The 18,109-nt window shown below is 64.6% G+C and carries 14 protein-coding genes and 1 riboswitch; of the genes, 1 reads left to right on the top strand and 13 read right to left on the bottom strand.

What is annotated here, in order from left to right; genetic code table 11:
• Positions 1-102: 102 nt before the first annotated feature.
• From FHW96_RS09755 to FHW96_RS09695, 13 genes are all read right to left on the bottom strand, one after another.
• The gene (locus tag FHW96_RS09755) at positions 103-3,531 is read right to left on the bottom strand and encodes a glycosyl hydrolase (protein WP_172340377.1); all 3,429 of its coding nucleotides are present in this window, start codon (positions 3,529-3,531) and stop codon (positions 103-105) included.
• Positions 3,532-3,643: 112 nt separating this feature from the next.
• Complete coding sequence (locus FHW96_RS09750) at positions 3,644-5,857, bottom strand: TonB-dependent receptor (protein ID WP_172340376.1); 2,214 nt, start codon at positions 5,855-5,857, stop codon at positions 3,644-3,646.
• A gap of 394 nt (positions 5,858-6,251) precedes the next feature.
• Entirely contained in the window at positions 6,252-6,761 is a 510-nt protein-coding gene (cobU, locus tag FHW96_RS09745; protein WP_172340375.1) for a bifunctional adenosylcobinamide kinase/adenosylcobinamide-phosphate guanylyltransferase, read from the bottom strand.
• Complete coding sequence (locus FHW96_RS09740) at positions 6,758-8,221, bottom strand: cobyric acid synthase (protein WP_172340374.1); 1,464 nt, start codon at positions 8,219-8,221, stop codon at positions 6,758-6,760. Before FHW96_RS09740 ends, cobU begins: the two co-directional genes overlap by 4 nt.
• On the bottom strand, positions 8,209-9,129 hold the full coding sequence (cbiB, locus tag FHW96_RS09735; RefSeq protein WP_172340373.1) for an adenosylcobinamide-phosphate synthase CbiB: 921 nt from the start codon (positions 9,127-9,129) through the stop codon (positions 8,209-8,211). Before cbiB ends, FHW96_RS09740 begins: the two co-directional genes overlap by 13 nt.
• Positions 9,122-10,075: an aminotransferase class I/II-fold pyridoxal phosphate-dependent enzyme gene (locus tag FHW96_RS09730; RefSeq protein ID WP_172340372.1), complete on the bottom strand. Its 954-nt coding sequence runs from the start codon at positions 10,073-10,075 to the stop codon at positions 9,122-9,124. Before FHW96_RS09730 ends, cbiB begins: the two co-directional genes overlap by 8 nt.
• Positions 10,072-10,773, bottom strand: coding sequence for an adenosylcobinamide-GDP ribazoletransferase (gene cobS, locus FHW96_RS09725; protein WP_172340371.1), 702 nt, complete (start codon positions 10,771-10,773; stop codon positions 10,072-10,074). Before cobS ends, FHW96_RS09730 begins: the two co-directional genes overlap by 4 nt.
• A complete protein-coding gene (locus tag FHW96_RS09720; protein ID WP_371815683.1) occupies positions 10,770-11,336 on the bottom strand; it encodes a histidine phosphatase family protein in 567 nt (188 codons plus the stop codon). The genes cobS and FHW96_RS09720 overlap by 4 nt, the downstream gene beginning before the upstream one ends.
• Positions 11,333-12,349: a nicotinate-nucleotide--dimethylbenzimidazole phosphoribosyltransferase gene (gene cobT / locus FHW96_RS09715; RefSeq protein WP_172340370.1), complete on the bottom strand. Its 1,017-nt coding sequence runs from the start codon at positions 12,347-12,349 to the stop codon at positions 11,333-11,335. Before cobT ends, FHW96_RS09720 begins: the two co-directional genes overlap by 4 nt.
• The gene (locus FHW96_RS09710) at positions 12,346-12,753 is read right to left on the bottom strand and encodes a DUF1636 domain-containing protein (protein WP_172340369.1); all 408 of its coding nucleotides are present in this window, start codon (positions 12,751-12,753) and stop codon (positions 12,346-12,348) included. The genes cobT and FHW96_RS09710 overlap by 4 nt, the downstream gene beginning before the upstream one ends.
• A 174-nt stretch (positions 12,754-12,927) precedes the next feature.
• Positions 12,928-13,117, bottom strand: a riboswitch (cobalamin riboswitch).
• Between the two features lie 64 nt (positions 13,118-13,181).
• Positions 13,182-14,714, bottom strand: coding sequence for a DHA2 family efflux MFS transporter permease subunit (locus FHW96_RS09705; RefSeq protein ID WP_172340368.1), 1,533 nt, complete (start codon positions 14,712-14,714; stop codon positions 13,182-13,184).
• Complete coding sequence (locus tag FHW96_RS09700) at positions 14,711-15,901, bottom strand: HlyD family efflux transporter periplasmic adaptor subunit (protein ID WP_172340367.1); 1,191 nt, start codon at positions 15,899-15,901, stop codon at positions 14,711-14,713. Before FHW96_RS09700 ends, FHW96_RS09705 begins: the two co-directional genes overlap by 4 nt.
• A gap of 13 nt (positions 15,902-15,914) precedes the next feature.
• The gene (locus FHW96_RS09695) at positions 15,915-17,348 is read right to left on the bottom strand and encodes an efflux transporter outer membrane subunit (RefSeq protein WP_172340366.1); all 1,434 of its coding nucleotides are present in this window, start codon (positions 17,346-17,348) and stop codon (positions 15,915-15,917) included.
• 99 nt (positions 17,349-17,447) lie between these two features.
• On the opposite strand from FHW96_RS09695, the gene FHW96_RS09690 reads away from it, so the two are divergent.
• The gene (locus FHW96_RS09690; RefSeq protein WP_172340365.1) at positions 17,448-18,041 is read left to right on the top strand and encodes a TetR/AcrR family transcriptional regulator; all 594 of its coding nucleotides are present in this window, start codon (positions 17,448-17,450) and stop codon (positions 18,039-18,041) included.
• Positions 18,042-18,109: the final 68 nt, after the last annotated feature.

Genomic DNA, 18,109 nt, shown 5'->3' with positions numbered 1-18,109 from the left:
CACAGCGATCATAGCGGCAAATAAAAACCGGCAGGTCCCAACAGGGTCCGCCGGTTTTTGTATATTCGTGCGACGCGGGACTTTCCAACGTCGCCCGGATTCTCACCGCCCCGTCTGAAGCGTGACCGGCCCGATCAGACCGGAACGGCGCAAGGCCGCAGTAGGTTTGTAGGTACGCACAGATGTCCACGAAACCTTGTCCTTCACCGCAGGATCGGCATCCGCAATCAGGCGGTTGACCCACAGGTTCGCCACGCGGATCTCCAAACGGTTGGCCTTGCCCGGCCGGGTGAAGGCGCCCACCTCGACCGTATAGGGCGCCCGCCAGACAGCGCCTGCCGCTTTTCCGTTCACCGTCACTTCGGCAATTTCCCGCGCTTCGCCCAGATCGAGGGAAAGCGGTTGACCCGGGCGCCATCCTTTGGGCGGAGCAAAGCTCGTGGAATAGGTGGCGATGCCGGAGAAATAGCGGACCCGTGGATCGGCATTCTGATCAAGCGGCGCCAGAGCCGCCATGTCGATCTGCACCGGGGCGCCGCGTCCCGCTTCAAACCGCACCTCCCATCGGCCGGTCAGTGTGGCCACTGCACCCCCGGTGGCCGGTGCGGTGCGCCGCCCGCCGCTTTCGGCCGGGCGGCGGAACACCACATGCACGGCATCGCCAGCCTTAAGCTCCATCGGGACAATGGTTTCATTCCCGGCAATCCGATAGGATGCCTCCTCAATCGCACCAGTTTCGGCATGCCACAGCTGCGGCGCCTTGCCGGATACCGCGAAATGGGCCTCGAAGCGCTCGGTCCGCCCGGTGCGGTTAACCAGAAAATAGCTTTCGCCATCGGCAAAGTGGCGGTGGGCAAAGGCGATATCGGCCTTGTCGGAGGCGCCCACGGCAAGAAAGTCCGGCGCAATACCCAGATCCGCCAGCGCCCCGTCAATATAGGCCGAGGCGATGACCTGCCCCTTGCCGACACGGACCGCCGCGCCTGTCCCGCCCGATGCGGGCCACAGTTTGCGCACCAGCGCATCATATTCCGCCCGGTCGTTCATCAGCCCCGGCGAGCTTTCCGGCGCCATACCGATCACCGTCGCCCCGCCTTCGACCAATTCGGCAATCCGGCGCAAGGTCGGCAATGTCATCCGGCGCGATGATCCACCCAGATAAAGGACGCGATAGCGCGCGCCACCGGGCGAGACCAATCCATCCCCATCATTGGTCAGCGCCGAAGTCAGGGCATCGACATTGACGAAATCATAGGCGTAACGGCTCGGCGCGTCGGCCACGGGCCGCGTGCCGTACAGGCCCGAAAGAGGCGCCTCCTCGCCATAGAAATAGGCGACATCGGCCCAGTTGCGCCCCTGTTGCAGCATAAAGGCATTGCGCGACAGGTAATCCACCCAGGGTTTGGCCAGTTCGGCCCAGCTTTCGTTGCGGTTGAAGAATTGTCCGATCCCGCCCAGCGACAGGCCCGGCTTGCGATCCTCGACCGGCACATGCACCGAGGTGTGGACGACCGGCCGGTTGACGCCCAGCACGAATTCCTGATCGGCAATATGTTTAAGATCGGAGGGTCCGAACGCCCAGGGCGCCATGCCGGCGGTCATCGATTCCGCCGCAATGATGTTTTGGCCATACAGATGGCCGACCGAGGCCGCCCCGCGAACATCGATCACATAGGACGGCGCGGGGCCTTGCTTTGCCGGAAAGGCCCACATGGCCGCCATCGGATAATCAGCAAAGCGGCGCATGGCCATGTCGTCGCCAAAGCTCGACCGGTTACCCTCAATCGCCTCGCCGTAGACTTTCAGGCCGTGGTGATGGGCCACATCGGCGATGGTGCCGTAATGCTCGCTGGCCATCAGGTCGGACAGGGTGCGGCGATAGTCGAACAGAAAGCGCTCGCTTTCCTCGCGCGTGCCCATCAGCGTTCCGGCCAGCGTCGGCATCCACGGCACCGGATCATAGCCGCGCAGGCTTTTGAACCGTTCGATCATGCGCGGCGTCCAGTTGGCCGCGCCGATCTCGATGGAATCGTTCAGCAGCGCCCGCACGCCCTGCGCGCCCATCATGCCCTCCCCTGCCGCATCCCGGTAATTGGCAAGGTAATGTTCAAGATAGCGGCGGACGGCACCGGCGTCATATTTGTCGACCTCCAATCCCGTGGCCTCTGCCGGGGCCGGATGGTTGGTCTTGCCCACCAGCGAGGAGCCAAAGCGCAAGACTTTCCACGTTCCAGGCGGCGGGGTCCAGTCCAGCGTGCCATCCGGCTTCATCCGATCGGTCAGATCGAGCGTGCGGTCCGCCGCCGGGCCGGTGGCGCCGTCTTTCACGCCAGGTAGCGCGTAATAGTCCGGGGCGATGGAAAAACCCGCCTTGACCTCATAGCGGTCGATCTTTGTTTCCACGCCGAAATCCAGCAATCCAATGGTGACCGGCGCAGAGATCAGACGGCCCATGCCCTTGCCGAACACATCGCCCATGGCCAGATCGCCGGTGTGCTCGTCGGGCGCCGGATTGCCGTTGGCGGCGGCGTGAGCGGGCTTGATCACCAGCCGGAAATAGCGGGCGGTGACCGGGTTGAGGGCCAGCGTGCTCGGGGTCGCTTCGAGCGGAACGGTGGCGATGTCGGACCATGTCTTGCCGTCTGCGCTTGATTGCAAGACCGGGGCGAGGAGCGGGCCGATGAGGGGGATGGCTCCGCCCGGAATATGCAGCGTGACAGTGCGGACGGTGACGGGACGGCCAAAATCCAATCTAAGCTCAGGCGCCTTCTTTGCGATCACCGGCCCAAGCTGAACATTGGCGACCAGCGCCCCCCTTTGATCTTTTGCGGCCACCAGCGCCTTGCCTTCGCCATCGGTCAATTGCGGCGCAGGCAATGGCTCAGCCAACTGGACCGGCACGGCCAACACCTTCACATCGCGATAGAAGGCGGGTCCGGCCTTGGGCGCTGCGCCCGAAATCAGCTCCGTCACCTCAACCTGGCTGCCCAGATCTTGAAAAGGTCCGGCAACTGATGGAGGCTGTTTGAGGCGAATAGTCTGGCGCCGACCGCCCTGGACAAGTGTCTCGCTCCAAACCAGTTTCTTGAGCCCATCTTCCGGCGCGACCCAAGGCCCCCCGGTTTCGGACCAGCCGGGCGAAGAGGCAATGGCCAGTTCCAGCCCCAAACGCTCGGCCTCGGAGGCGGCAAAGCGGAAGGCGTCTTTCCATGGCGGGGTCATATAGACGAGGCGCTGGTCGACTATCTGCTGTGTATCCAGATCGATATCGAAATTCTGGACACCGCCGATGCCCACGCGCTTCATCCATGCAAGGTCGGCCGCAATGCCTTCTTTGGTAATATTGCCGTTCATCCAATGCCACCATACCCGCGGGCGCGCCGAAGCGGGCGGGGCGCGGAACCCCTCCTCCATGCGATCGGCATCGGGAGAAGCCGGTAGCGGCGAGGCGGCGCGCGCATGGTCGCCCGCCACAAACATCGAAAACACCGCGACGCCGCAAAGCAGGTGATGCATGGAGAATCTGGGCATGGAGGATCTGGACAATTGGGCCACGGATTTCTCCCCAATGACATGGAATTACAGAAAAATGGGCCTGCCGCAGGATCGTCGGCAGGCCCGAAGGTGAGAATTTCGATTGGGTTTAGAAGGAGTAGTTCACACGCGCGCCAAATGTGCGGGGCGCCTGAAACTGATAGGCGTTGACGAATGGCGTGGGCGTAAAGTTGCGCTGGGCGCTGGCGAACACGGTCTTGTCAGTGAAATTGCGGACAAAAACGGCGATCTGCAACTTGCTGCTCGTCGGCTGATAGGTCAGGCTGAGATTGCCGGTGGCATAGCTCTTTTGCGCGGTGTCCACATCGTTGAACACATCGAAATAATAGGTCGAGCTATACTTGCCGTCGATGCGGGGGGTGAGCGACCCCGACTTGCCCATGTCGAAACGGTATTCCAGCGAGGCCGAGACCGCCAGCCCCGGCGCGTTGGGCAGGCGATGGCCAACCACATTGCGCGAGATGCCATTTCCGGTGGCCGGATCGGTGGTCAGGATTGGTTGAGTGCCCGCACCGAATTCGGTGTGCAGGTAGGTGCCGTTCAGCTCAAAACGAAGATCGCCCGCATTGAACACGGCCTGCGCTTCGGCGCCATAGATCGTGGCATTGCCGACGTTAAACACGCCGCTGCCGCTGGAAACCGCCGGGGTGGCCTGCGATGCCTGATACCCGCGATAGGTCTGATAAAACACATCGCCGTTGAGCAGCAATTGCCCATCCAGCAGCCGGTTCTTGGTGCCCAGTTCCCACGAGGTGATATTTTCGGCGCCATAGGGCACCGGCGGCGCAGAGCCGTTGGAATTAAAGCCGCCCGATTTGTAGCCAGTCGAGAATTTGGCATAGACCATATTGCGGTTGGTCGGCGTCCAGTCGGCACCCAGCAGCCATGTCGGCTTGGACTGGGCAATGTTGCCCGCATCCGTGGCAGGATGGATCGGCGGCGTACCCGAGCAACCGATGACGCCATACAGAAACGGCGGAATGCCCGCGATATCACAGCGCAACTGGGAGTCGCCCGTCCGCTGTTTCTTGTCCCAGGTGTAGCGCGCGCCGGCGGTCAGACGGATCGTTTCGGCCGGCTTAAAGCCGAACTGGCCAAAAACGGCGTCCGATTGGGTCTTCGTCAAATAATTGAAGTGGACCAGATACTGACCGGCATAGGCGCCCGACAGGTTCTGGAAACCGGCTGAAAGCGGGCTGGTTTCGTCAAAGTGGAAATAGCCCACCTGCGCCGACACCATGCGGTCCTGCGGCGTGGCGATGCGAACCTCATGGTTCCATGTCGCGGGCTGCTCGCTCTGAATGAAAGTGGCAGGCGACGAGGCCGAACCCGAACCGTCCAGCTTGTGCGCCCACTTCTGCTTATCATAGCCGCCCGCATAGGACAGGGTAGCGTCCAGCGGCAGGCCGTGCAGCGCAAATTCCCAGCGAATGCGATCACCCGTCAGGCGGTTGCTGGTCGGCGCATAGCTGGCAAAGCGCTTGGGATCGTAATTGGTCGGCACCGTGGCGATGGTCGTATTAAAGGCCACGTCGCCCACATTGTCGATATCATCATGCTGATACTGGATCAGGCCTTCAAAATTCTCGAAGGGTTGAAAGGCCAGCGTGGCGCGGCCAGAAAGCGTTGCATCATCGTCGCCGCGACCGCCGATCGAGAGCAGTTCGCGATAGCCGTCATGGCGATGGGAAATCCCTGCCAACCTCAACTGCACCTTGTCGGACAAGGGCAGGTCGACCGCTGCATCGACATTCATTTCCCGGTAATTGCCTGCCTCGATCGTGACAAAGCCCCCCAGTTGCTTGCCCGGGCGCGCGGTGATCAGGCTGACCAGACCGCCGGTGGAATTACGACCAAACAACGTGCCTTGCGGTCCTTTCAGGACTTCGACGCGCTGAAGGTCATACATGGATGTGTTGATGCTGAAGGAACGGTTGGTAAAAAACCCGTCGCGGGCAATCGGCACCGAAGGATCGCCGATTTCGGTTACGTCGGTCGAGGCAATGCCGCGCACCGCGATATAGCCCGCACCATTGCGCGCGGTGAAATTGACGCTGGGATCGACGCGCGAGAGATTGGCAACGCTGGTGACGCCCGCCGCGGTCAGTTCCGCGCCTCGATAAACGGTGAGCGCGACCGGCGTCTTTTGCGCGCTGGATTCCACGCGATTGGCGGTCACAACAATGTCAGGCACGCCTTTGTCCTCGCCCTTTGCCTGCTTGCCCGGCGCGGTCTGCGCCAACGCAGGCGAACAGACAGCAAGCGCCGTCGAGGCCATTATGACGTTGAAAATTTTGTTCATATCGCTCCTCCCATTTTGCCGCTCATTTTTCGAGCGCGCTCCTCATAGGCTTTTGGGTACCGTGCTATCGGCCGGTCCACGCCTTATCTAAACGTCGTTTAATTGTTATCTAAACACGAGTCAACTCGAAGCGTGGCAGGCAGCGAAATTTTGATTGGAGACTGTGAGAGGTCAGCCCTGACGAACGGACCGATTACGGACGCACCCGGCCCAATCACGCCCACCCCAGCTTTGCTCATACCTTCAGGCGCAAACATGGATGGCAAATTTGAAGCCGATCTGTGGCCCCCTCAGAATGGCTGCCGGGTGGCCGCTGCCCAATAGGGTCGACTTCAAGCGCCCGGAGGGCTGGGTGAACCGATCAGCATCAAAGGAGAAGCCGATATTGACCCACTTATGCTTCAGACTTGAGAAATAACGGCAATCCGGCGGCAACGAATACGACCTCATCCACCGTTTTAGCAAGACGCTGATTGAGCCATCCGGCCGCATCGCGAAATCGCCGCGCCAGCGCATTGTCGGGCACGATGCCCAGCCCCACTTCATTGGCGATCAGCGCAATCGGCACGCGGCAATCAGCCACCGCCGCGCACAAGGCCTCGCCCGCCGCATCGCAATCCCGCTCCGCCAGAATAAGGTTCGACACCCAGAGCGTCAGGCAATCGACCAGCACCGCCCCCTCCTGCACCATCCCGATCGCCTCGGGCAGATCGAGCGGCGCCTCAACCGTGCGCCATCGCCGCCCCCGGTCGACGCGGTGGTGGGCGATGCGCTCGGCCATTTCCTCGTCAAACGCCTGCGCAGTGGCGATATAGGTCAGCGGCCCCGCCATGCTTTCAATCCGCGCCTGCCCATAGCGGCTCTTGCCCGACCGCGCCCCGCCAAGGATCAGCAGCGATTTCATGCCGCCCCATCCATCCGCATCCCGGCCAAAGCGATCAGCCCGTCCATATCCAGATGCTCCTCCAACGCGGCGGCCACGGCATCCAGCGCCGCATCGACCCCGGCGGCATAATCGCTCCCATCCGATACCCCCCCCAGCCGCGCCAGCAAAGCGCCGCGCAAATCGGTCGAGCCGAACAGTCCGTGGCAATAGGTGCCCATCACCCGCCCATCCGCGCTGATTGCGCCATCCTGCTGCCCATCATCAAACCGGGCAAAGCTCCGCGCCGCGCCGCTGGTCTGGCCCATATGCATCTCATATCCGGCAAAACCCGCACCCAGCGCCTCGCCCCGCACCTCGCGCAGCATCTTGCTCTCACCCAGCACCGTGGTCACATCGAGCAGCCCCAGCCCCGCCGCCTCGCCGGGCGCGCCCTCGATGCCCAAAGGATCGGCAATGCTGCGCCCCAGCATCTGATAACCGCCGCAAATCCCCAGAACCGCGCCGCCGCGCCGATGATGGGCCAGAATATCAATATCCCACCCCTGCGCCCGGATCGCCGCCAGATCGGCCAAAGTCGCCTTCGATCCGGGCAGTACGATCAGCCCGGCCTCCGCCGGGATCGGCGTGCCGGGCGGGATCATCACCACCTCGACGCCGCTCTCCATCTTGAACGGATCGAGATCGTCGAAATTGGCGATGCGCGGCAGGATCGGACAGGCCACGATCAGCCGGTCGCCCGTCACCCGCCGCCCCTTTTCCAGCACCACCGCATCCTCGCTGGGCAGGCGCAACACATCGGCCAGCCACGGCACCAGCCCAAAACCGCGCCATCCCGAAAGCTGTTCGATCGCGGCATAACCATCAGTAAACAAAGCCGGATCGCCGCGAAACTTGTTGATGATAAAGCCATAGATGATCGCGGCATCCTCCGCCGCAATCACCGCCCGCGTCCCCACCACCGAGGCGATCACTCCGCCCCGGTCAATATCGCCCACCAGCACCACCGGCACGCCCGCCGCACGGGCAAAGCCCATATTGGCAATATCGCCCTCGCGCAGGTTGATTTCGGCGGGCGATCCCGCGCCCTCGACCACAACGATATCGCATTGGCCCTTTAACCGCGCAAAACTCTCCAGCACTTCAGGCAGCAGCCCCCGTCGCCCCTCGCGAAAATTGCCCGATCCCAGCGTGCCGCGCACCCGCCCATGCACCACCAGTTGCGATGTGCGGTCGGCCTGAGGTTTCAGCAAAACCGGGTTCATATCGGTATGCAAAGGCACCCGCGCGGCCAAGGCCTGCAGCGCCTGCGCCCGTCCGATCTCGCCGCCATCGACGGTGACCGCGGCATTGTTCGACATATTCTGCGGCTTGAAAGGCATGACGCGCAGGCCCCGATTGCTCAGCGCCCGGCAGATCCCGGCCACCAGCACCGATTTGCCGACATCCGAACCTGTGCCTTGCAACATTATCGCAGCCATATTGCCCCCACGACCACAAACACCATCACGCAAGCCCGCCGATAAATCGCCAACGCCCGCCCCAGATCCGCCCAGCGCGCAGGCGGTCCATCGCCGATCCACGCCTTGTCGCGCAAGATGCCATCATAGCTGATCGGCCCGGCCAGACGCACGCCCAGCGCCCCCGCCATCGCCGCCTCGGGCCACCCCGCATTGGGCGAGGCGTGCCGTCGGCAATCGCGCAGCATAATCCGCCATCCGCCGCCCATCAGACATAGCGCCACCCCGGACAATCGCGCCGGGATCAGATTGGCCAGATCGTCCGCCCGCGCCGCCGCCCAGCCGAAATCGCGCAGGTCCGGCTCCGGGTGGCCGATCAGACTGTCCGCCGTATTCAAGGCCTTATAGGCCCATGCCCCCGGCAGGCCCAGCACCAGCAACCAGAACAGCGGGGCCAGCACACCATCGCAAAGGCTTTCGGCCAGACTTTCGATGGCGGCGCGTGCCACGCCATCTTCGTCCAACGCCTCCGTATCGCGCCCGACGATCATCCCCACCGCGCGCCGCGCCGCCGCCGGATCGCCCATCCGCAAAGCCCGCCAGACCGCGCGGACATGATCGTCCAGACTGCGCATCGCCAGCGCAGGCCATGCCATAACCGCCACCAGCACCCATCCGGCCGGGCCCAGTGACAGGGCCGCATATTGCAGCACCCACGCCCCGCCCCCCGCTACGATCAGCAACAGCACCACCGTGGCCACGCCTGCCACGCGCCGCGCCGCCGCGCCGCCGCGATTGCCGATATGCTGCGCCGCGTTGATGATCCGCGCAAACAGGCCCACCGGATGGCCCACCCGACGATAGAGCCATCCCGGCCAGCCCAGCGCCGCCTCCAGCGCCATCGCCGCCAAGGCTACAGGATCAGCCATTGCCCAACGCCCTATCCAGCCTCAACCAATCCTCCTGCGCCGCCGGAATGCCCAGACGCAGCCAGCGCGGATCATAATCAAACGGACGGGTCAAAATGCGATGCCGGGCCAGTCGGCCAAACAGGCTATCCACCCCTTCGATCAGACGAAAATGCGGACATTCGCCCAGAACCTTGAAACCATGAGACGCCAGCAGATCGTCCATCCGCCCCGCGCGCGCCGCCAGATCGCGCCGCGCCTGTGCGATCCACGGCCCATCGCGATAGGCCGCATGGCCCGCCGCCAAGGCCCCCGCCCCCAGCGGCCAGTCGCCCAGAATACCGCGCAGCATCGCCATCACCGGCTCCGGCCCCAACACAAAGCCGAGGCGCAGACCGGCAAGGCCAAAGAATTTGCCAAAGGATCGCAGCACGATCAGCCGGGGCCACTCGCCAACCCGCCCCGCCAGCGAGACTTCAGGCGTGGCATCGGCAAAGGCCTCGTCCACTACCAGCCAGCCATCGCGCGCGGCCAGATCATCATGCCATACCTGCAAATCCCGCGCCGGGGTGATCCGCCCATCGGGATTGTTCGGATTGGCCAGCAAAAAAGCCCGCGTGCTGCCCGGCCCATCACCCGCCGCGCCATCGGGAAAGGCTGCCGCATGGGTGCGATAGGAGGGCCAGCGATAGGCCCCCCGCCCCAACCATTGCCCGATCACTCGCAGCGCCATCTCGCTGCCCGGCACGGCGCAGCAATATTCGGGCGAAACGCCAAAATGCGCCGCCGCCGCCGCCTCCAGCGCGACCAGCGCCTCTCGTTCGGGCAGGCGTTGCCAGTCGGCCTCGATGACGCCGGGCCATGGCGTGGGGTTGATCCCGGTGGACAGGTCGAGCCAATCTTGGCCGCCGAAATGCCGCGCCGCCGCCGCCAGAGCGCCGCCGTGATAGGTAAAGCCGCCGCTCATCGCGCGCAGACCATGGCGAGCAACAGCGCGGTTTCGACCAGCTCGATCCCCGCGCCGTGCCCATCGCCCGAAATGCCGCCGATCCGCCGCCTGATCCACAGCGCCCAAAGCGCGATGGCCGGAGCCCCCAAGGCCAGCCAAGGCGCAAAGGGCAAGGCCAAAGCCAAAACGCCGCCCCAAACCCCCACATGCCGCCAGCCCACGCCATCGCGAAACAGCGTGCCCAGCCCGTCATGCAGCGGAGGCAGGATCAGCGTCCAGACCAAAGGCCCGATCCGCGCCGCCGTGGCGATCGGCACCAGCCAGAGCGCATCGCCCGCATTATGGAGCAGCACCAGCTTGGCCAGCAATTGCATGACGATGGCCACCACGCCGAAACTGCCGATATGGGGGTCGGACAAGACGGCCTTAATGCGCGCAGGGTCCTTATGCGCCGCGCCCGCCGCATCGGCCATATCGCCCAGCCCGTCGAGATGGAGCGCGCCTGTCATCCCCACCCAAGCCGCCAGCCCGCCCAGCGCGCCCAGCCACGGATCGACCCGCCCCAACGCCCAGATTGCGCCTGCCACGCCCCCTCCCACCACCAGCCCGGCAGCAGGAAACCAGCGCATCGCTTTGGCATAATCCGCCCGATCCGCCTCCACCGCGGGCAGCGGCAGACGCGTCATGAATTGCAGCGCGAGGATCAGATGTTTCATGCGGTCAGTTCCGTCACCTGCGCCCCATCGCCCCACAGGCGCAGGCTGATCCGCGCGGCATAGGGCAGGTGAAAGGCCCAGGTCTGGCGATAGGTCAGGCCCAGCAGCAGGCCCAGCGCCGCCCGCATCGGCCCGCCATGGGTGATGACCAGTGCGTCCTCCTCAATGGCCAGCAGGGCCTGTGCCACGCGCCCCTGCATATCGCCCCAGCTTTCACCGCCGGGTGGCGGATTGGCCTGCGGGTCATCCCAGAATGGCGCGATGGCCCCGCCCAGTTCGCGCGGATCGCGGCCTTCCCACGCGCCGAAATTCAGCTCGCGCCAGCGCTTGTCGAGCCGGAGGGGCAGGCCCAGATCCTGCGCAATGCCCTCGCCCGCCATCCGCGCGCGCGACAGGTCCGAGGCGATGACATGGGCCGCCGACAATCCATGCGCCCGCGCCCGGCAGGCGATCATCCCCTCCGTCGTTGGCGCCACATCTTTATGGCCATTGAGGCGCCCCGCCCCCTCCACCGCGCCATGGCGGATCAGGTGGAGCGTCAGCGCCTTCACCCCATTCTTCACAGGGCCTCAGCCACTTCGGCCTGCGCAAAGGTGGCCATTTCGCCATGGGCGGCAAGGGCCGAGCGTACCAGTTGCGCAGCCACCGCCGCCCCGCTGCCCTCGCCCAGACGCATGCCCAGATGCAGCAGCGGATCGAGGCCAAGACAGGCCAGCAGGCGGGCATGGCCCCCTTCGGCCGAACAATGGGCGGCCATGCAATGCGCGGTGATCTCCGGCACAGCCGCCGCGATGGGAGCCAGCGAGGCGCAGGCGATGAAGCCATCGAGCAGCACCGGGATCCGCATTCCCCGCGCCGCCAGAATGGCCCCCGCCATGGCCGCGATCTCACGCCCGCCCAGGCGGCGCAATGCCTCGAACGGATCGCGGATGTCGGCGCTATGCAGCGCCAGAGCCTCATCCACCACCGCAACTTTGCGAGCCACGCCCGGCGCATCAAGCCCCGTGCCCCGCCCGGCCCAATCCGCCCCGCCCCCGCCAAATGCCTGCGCGCAAAGCGCGGCGGCGGGCGTGGTGTTGCCGATCCCCATCTCGCCCACGAACAGCAGATCGGCGCGTGGATCGACCGCGCCTGCCCCCGCGTTCAGGGCGGCAAGGCATTCATCCTCGCTCATGGCCGGGGCCTGCGAAATGTCCTGCGTCGGGCGATGCAGGTCTATCGGAACAATCGTCAGATGCGCTCCGCAGGCCCGCGCCAGAGCGTTGATCGCCGCGCCGCCCTGATGGAAATTACCCACCATCTGGGCGGTCACCTCGGGCGGATAGGCACTGACGCCGCGTGCCGCCACGCCGTGGTTGCCTGCAAAGACGATGCCCTGAAGATGGTCAAGCGCGGGGATTTCACGCCCGCTCCACCCGGCCATGAAAAGGGCGATCTCCTCCAGACGGCCCAGCGATCCGGCGGGTTTGGTCAATTGCGCCTGCCGCGCGGCGGCGGCGGCAATCGCCCCGGCATCGGCGGCGGGCATGGATGAAAGAGCGGCGAGGAAATCCGCGCGGGTTGCAAACAGGCTCATGCGACAACAAATCCTTCGGGCGGGGTGCGGGTGATGAAATGGCCCTTCACGCCTGCGGGCCATTGGCGATAGGGCACCTGTCCATGGTCGCTGGCGGCGTGGAGCGCGGCATAATCGAGGATCGCGCGGGCGGCATCGGCATCGGGCGCAAAATCGCCCAGCACATAGCCGATCCGCCCCGGCGCGCGGATCTGCACCACGCAGTGCCGCTGGCACGCAAACAGGCAGGGCATTTCCTCCACCCCGACCCCGGCCAAGGCCGGATCATCCTCTTGCGCCTGACGCAATGCATCGGCCAGCAAGGCACCGCCGCGCCGCCCCTGCTCATCCTCGCGCGCGTCGGCCGAAACCCGGCATGTTGAACAGACCACCACGCAGGGCCTATGATCCACCACGCGCAGCATTACCGGAAATCCGCAATCAATTCGGGCATGTTCATGTTCCCTCGGCCAGACGATCACGCCCCGCCCGATGCGCCCAGAACGACATGCATAAGCATCCCGCCCGAAAGCCCATCCGGCAGAGCCACAATGTCGCTCTCGAGGAAAACCCCGTCCGCGCCGCACACCCTGTCGGAGCGAAAAACGACGGCGTCAGGCAGGTCTCCTGGCTTGCGGGTCCATGCCGGTTCGGCCGCCTTCTCAAGGGGGTTCCCCTCAATGGCATCGGGCCGATGGCTATCCGCTCACAGTTGCAGGGGCAGCCCGGGTCTTGAACCCGTGTTCCCTTTTGATCCCCTCGCAGGGAACCTGTCGCTTGGGCGTGTGGGTATCGGGCGCGGCGGCAAAGGTCAAATTGAAAAGGGGCCGGAAATCTCCGACCCCTTTAAGCATTAATGCGCGGCGGCAGTGTCAATCGGCCCCTTGGGCTTTGGCACCAGCCAGACAATCAACGCGGCGACCACAAAACACACCGCGATGATCGCGAATATATGCACCGTGGCCACCATCACACTCTGCCCCTGAACCAATTGGGTCAGCGAGGCGATGGCGCCCTCGTTGCTTTGTCCGCCATCGACCATGCCGTCGATGGTGGCCTGCCCCTGCGGCATGGCGCCTGCAATCGCGCTTTGCGCGCGGGTGGCCTCGTTTTCCCATCCCGTCTGGACCAGCGAGGTGGCAAAGGCCCCCGCCACGGTGCGCATGAAATTGGACACGCCCGCCGCATTGGCTTCCTCGCCCGGATCGACGCTGGCCATGGCCAGGCCGATGGTGGGGATGAAGAACATCACCATGAAAGGGCCGGTCAGCAAGGTCGGCATCGCCGCCTGCCAGAAGGTGACGTCGCTGTTAAAGGTCGTGCGCCATGCCGCAAGGCCCGCCAGCCCCATGATGCCGGTGAAGATGATCTTGCGCGGGTCCATCTTGGCCGCCAATTGGCCGACGATGGGCGCGGAAAGGACGGCGAACACCCCCATCACCCCGGTGGCATAGCCCGCCCAGGTGGCGGTATAGCCAAGGTTTTGCTGCAACCACAAAGGCAGGATGACGACCGTGGCAAAGAAGGCGCCAAAGCCCACCGAATAGGTCAGCGCCGAGGCGGTAAAGCCGCGATGGCGAAAGATGCGCAGGTCAACAATCGGGTTCTTTTCGGTCAGTTCCCAGATCATGAAACAGGCAAAGCCGATCGCGGCAATCACCGCCAGGGCCTGAATTTCGACCGAGGCGAACCAGTCATGGTTGCGCCCTTCATCGAGCAGGATCTGAAGCGCACCGACCCAGACGATCAGCAGAGCAAGCCCGACCTTGTCGATGGGAGCCTTGATGATTTCATCGCGCCGACCGCGCAGCAGCGCCATCAGCATCAGGCCGCCGCCCGCCGCCACCGGCGCGCCGATGAAGAAGATCGAGGGCCAGCCGACATTATCGCACAAGGTTCCGCCCAGCACCGGCCCGACAATCGGCCCGATCAGCGTGGTCATCGCCCAGATCACCGTGCCCAGCACCTGCTTTTCAGGCGGCAAAAGGCGCAGCATCAAGGTCTGAGCCAGAGGCATGATCGGCCCCCCGCACAGGCCCAGCGCCACGCGGCAGGCCACCAGCATGCCCAGCGAGGTGGACATGCCGCAAAGAGCGGAAAGCACCGCAAAGGCCAGATAGCAGGTGAGAAACACCCGCTGCGCCCCGAACCGCGCCGAAAGCCAGCCGGTCAGCGGCACCGTGATCGCCTCGGCCACGGCATAGGAAGTGATGACCCAACTGCCCTGCGAGGCCGAAACGCCCAGCGATCCGGCAATGGTGGGCACCGAGACGTTGGCGATGGTGGTGTCGAGCACCACCAGAAAATTGCCCAGCGCAATGGCCAGCACCACCAGCCATAATTGCGCCCCCTCCAAGGGCCGGTCAGGAGAGGTTGTGGCGATCATTTGGACACGTCAATATCGGCCGTCATCGACAGGCCCACGCGCAAGGGATGCGCGGCCAGTTCTTTCGGATCAAGCGCCACGCGCACGGGAAGGCGCTGAACCACCTTGATCCAGTTGCCCGTGGCGTTCTGCGCCGGAACCACGGCAAAAGCCGCGCCCGTGCCGCCCGAAAAGCCCACGACCTTGCCGTGATAGGTGACCGAGGAGCCATAGAGATCGCTCTTGAGCGTCACGTTCTGACCGGCATGGACCTTGGAGAGCTGAACTTCCTTGTAATTGGCATCGACATAGGCGGCATTGACCGGCACGACCGACATCAGGCTCTTGCCCGGCTCGGCGCGCTGGCCCACCTGAACCGAGCGGCGCGCGACCACACCGTCAAAGGGCGCGCGGATGATCGTGCGGTCAAGGTCCACCTTGGCCTGATCGCGCGTAGCGCGGGCGGCAAGGACTTCGGGGTTCGTCTCGGGCGTGGTGTTTTCGATCAGCACCCGGTTGGCCTCACGCGTGCCATTGGCCGCCTCGCGATTGGCCCCGGCCAGCGAAACGGCGGCCTCGGCGGCGCGCAAATTGGCGGTGGCCGTGGCCAGAGCGCTGCGCGCAACGGTCAGTTCCTCGCCCGATACCGAGCCGGAGGCGGCCAGAGCCTCGCGGCGCTTCATATCCACGCCGGCCTTTTCCAGATCGGCGCGGGCGGCGGTCAGGCTGGCGGCGGCGCGGGTTTCATCGGCGGCGCGCGCGGCAATTTGCGCGCCAAGGCCCAGATCGGTGGCCGAAAGGCCCTTCACTCGCCGCTCGGTCAGCGCCAGATTGGCTTCGGCCTTGGCCAGAGCGATGCGCGCATCGGTGTCGTCCAGACGCACCAGCACATCGCCCTTTTTAACCGCCTGCGTGTCGGACACCAGCACTTCGCGCACCGGGGCGGTCACCTGTGTGGTGATCTGCGCCACATCGGCGCCGACATAGGCATTGTCGGTTTCGACATGGTTCGACGCATAAAGTACGTCATAGGCGCCGTAAGCCAGCGCGATCGCGGCGATGCCAAGGCCCAGCCGGGTGAACATCTGCTTGCGCTTGGCCGTATTGGCGGCGTCATTCCGGGCGTCGATGGTTTCCACTTCGGGCTCCACATCATGTTCGTGGATACGGGCGACAGTCGAGTGAGGAGAGGACGCGGGAGAGGACATGGGGGGAAACTCCTTAAGCCTGAAAGCCGCCGCCCAGCGCGCGCACCAGCGCGACATCCAGAGCGAAAGCACGTGTTTTGAGGGCAGCCGTGGCGCGGCGCGCGGCAATCAGTGAATCTTCGGCCACCAGCACATCGAGCACCGTGGCCAATCCGCCGCGATAGCGGTTATTGGCGACATCCCAGGCCGACTGGGCGGCGGCCTGCGCGGCCTCCGCGCTGGAAAGGCGGCGGGTCAGTTCTTGACGGCTGGTGGCGGCGTCCGCAATCTCCTGAAGCGCATGGACCAGCGTGCCGTCATATTGCGCGACGGCCACCGCATAATCGGCCTGCGCCCCGCGCTTGCGCGCCACCAGACGCCCGCCGTCAAAGATCGGCAAGGTGACCGCCGGGCCGACCGAGCCATATTCCGAACCCGATTTGACCAGATTGGACAGGCCCAAAGATTGCAGGCCGATCAGCGCCGACAGGTTGATATTGGGATAGAAGGCAGCGCGTGCCACCTTGATCCGTTCCCCGGCGGCCTCGGCATGGGCGCGCGCGGCGACCATATCAGGGCGGCGGCCCAGCAATTGCGCCGGGATGTTTTCGGGCAGGCCGGGGCTGGCCAGCTTGGACACGGCGGGGCGCGCAATCGACAGGCCGCGATCCGGCCCCGCGCCGACCAGCGCGGCAAGCCGGTGGCGACCTAGCGCGATCTGTTCGTCAATCGCAGCCAGATCACCTTGCGCGCTGGCCAGATTGGCGCGGGCGCGGGCCACGGCGCCCTCATTTTCCAGCCCCTGATCGCGGCGCTGTTCAATCAGCGAAAGCGTTTGGGCGCGGATCTTGGCGGCCTCTTGCGCAGCATCCTGTTCGGCATAGGCCGCAGCCAAATCGGCATAGGCCGTGGCGATGCCGGTCGAAACCGCCAGACGCGCGGCGGCCGCCTCGGCCTCGGCGGCCGAGCGGTCGGCCTTGGCCGCTCGCAGAGCGGCGCGGTTCTTGCCCCAGAAGTCGATTTCCCAGTTCAGGTTGAGCGAGGCCTGACCCGTCTCGCGCCAGCCCTTGGGGGCAAAGGCGGCGGGGAAGAGGTAGTTGTAGCTCTGCTTGGCCAAGCCGCCATCGGCATTGCCCGACACGCGCGGAAAGAGCGCGCCGCGTGCATCGCCCACCGTGGCGGCGGCGGCGGCATAGCGCGCCTGCGCCACGCGCAGATCGGTCGCGCCCTCCATCCCTTCGGCGATCAGCGCCGAGAGCTGCTCGTCCCCATAGGCCCGCCACCAGCCATCGACCGGCCACTGCCCTTGGGGCGCGGACAGGCTCTGACTGGCGGCGAAAGTTTGGGGGGCCTTGGGCGCCGGGGATGGGAGGGGGTTGGCGCCCAAGGCAGGCGTGGCCAGCAGACTGCCCGCCAAAAGGGTCAGGGCTGCTGTGGGGTGCCACGCCGGGGGGAGGAAGCGACTCATTTGCTCACCTTTAAAACCATACTGAACGGTTCAGTTATCGATTTTGCTTGCCTCGTCAAGAGAAAACTGTACAGGCTGGTTTAGAAAAGAGAGGAAAACATGCGGCAGAAATCTGATTCCCGCCGCCAATGCATTCTGGAAGCGGCCACAAGCCTGTTTCGCGAAGTCGGCTTCGGACGGGTCAGCATGGCCCAGATCTCGGCGCGTGTTGGTGGTTCAAAAGCTACTCTTTACAGCTATTTCCAGTCCAAGGAGGAGCTGTTTGCCACCGCCATGATCGAAGCCATGGAGGAACAGGGGCAGGCCATGATCGACCTGCTGGACCCCAGCGAACCCGATGTTCGCAAGGTCTTGCAGTGCTTTGGCGAGACCTATGTGAACTTCATCGCGCTGCCTCAGCATCTGTGCTGCGTACGCACGGCGATTGCCGAGGGCGGGACCAATAACGGTCTTGGCGCCACGCTCTACCGCCTTGGTCCCAAGCGCGGATGGGAAGAAATCGCGGGCTATATTGCCGCCGTGATGGAGCGAGGCAACCTGCCCAAAGGGGACGCGAAGATGGCCGCGATGCATTTCAAGGGCATGCTGGAATCGGGCGCGCTCTATCCGATGCTCTATGGCGCAGAGCCCGAACTGGACACCAAGACCATGGTGACGGGCGCAGTGGATGCTTTCCTGCGCGCCTATGGCTAGCGGTGTCATTTGGGCGATGATTATCGCCCGGTTTCGTGTACCGTTCCGGTTAAGCCCGACAGGCTCAA

Origin of the sequence: Novosphingobium sp. SG751A, from assembly GCF_013149295.1 — a bacterium.
Classification (GTDB): Bacteria; Pseudomonadota; Alphaproteobacteria; order Sphingomonadales; family Sphingomonadaceae; genus Novosphingobium.
This window is presented reverse-complemented; position numbering and strand designations above follow the sequence as displayed.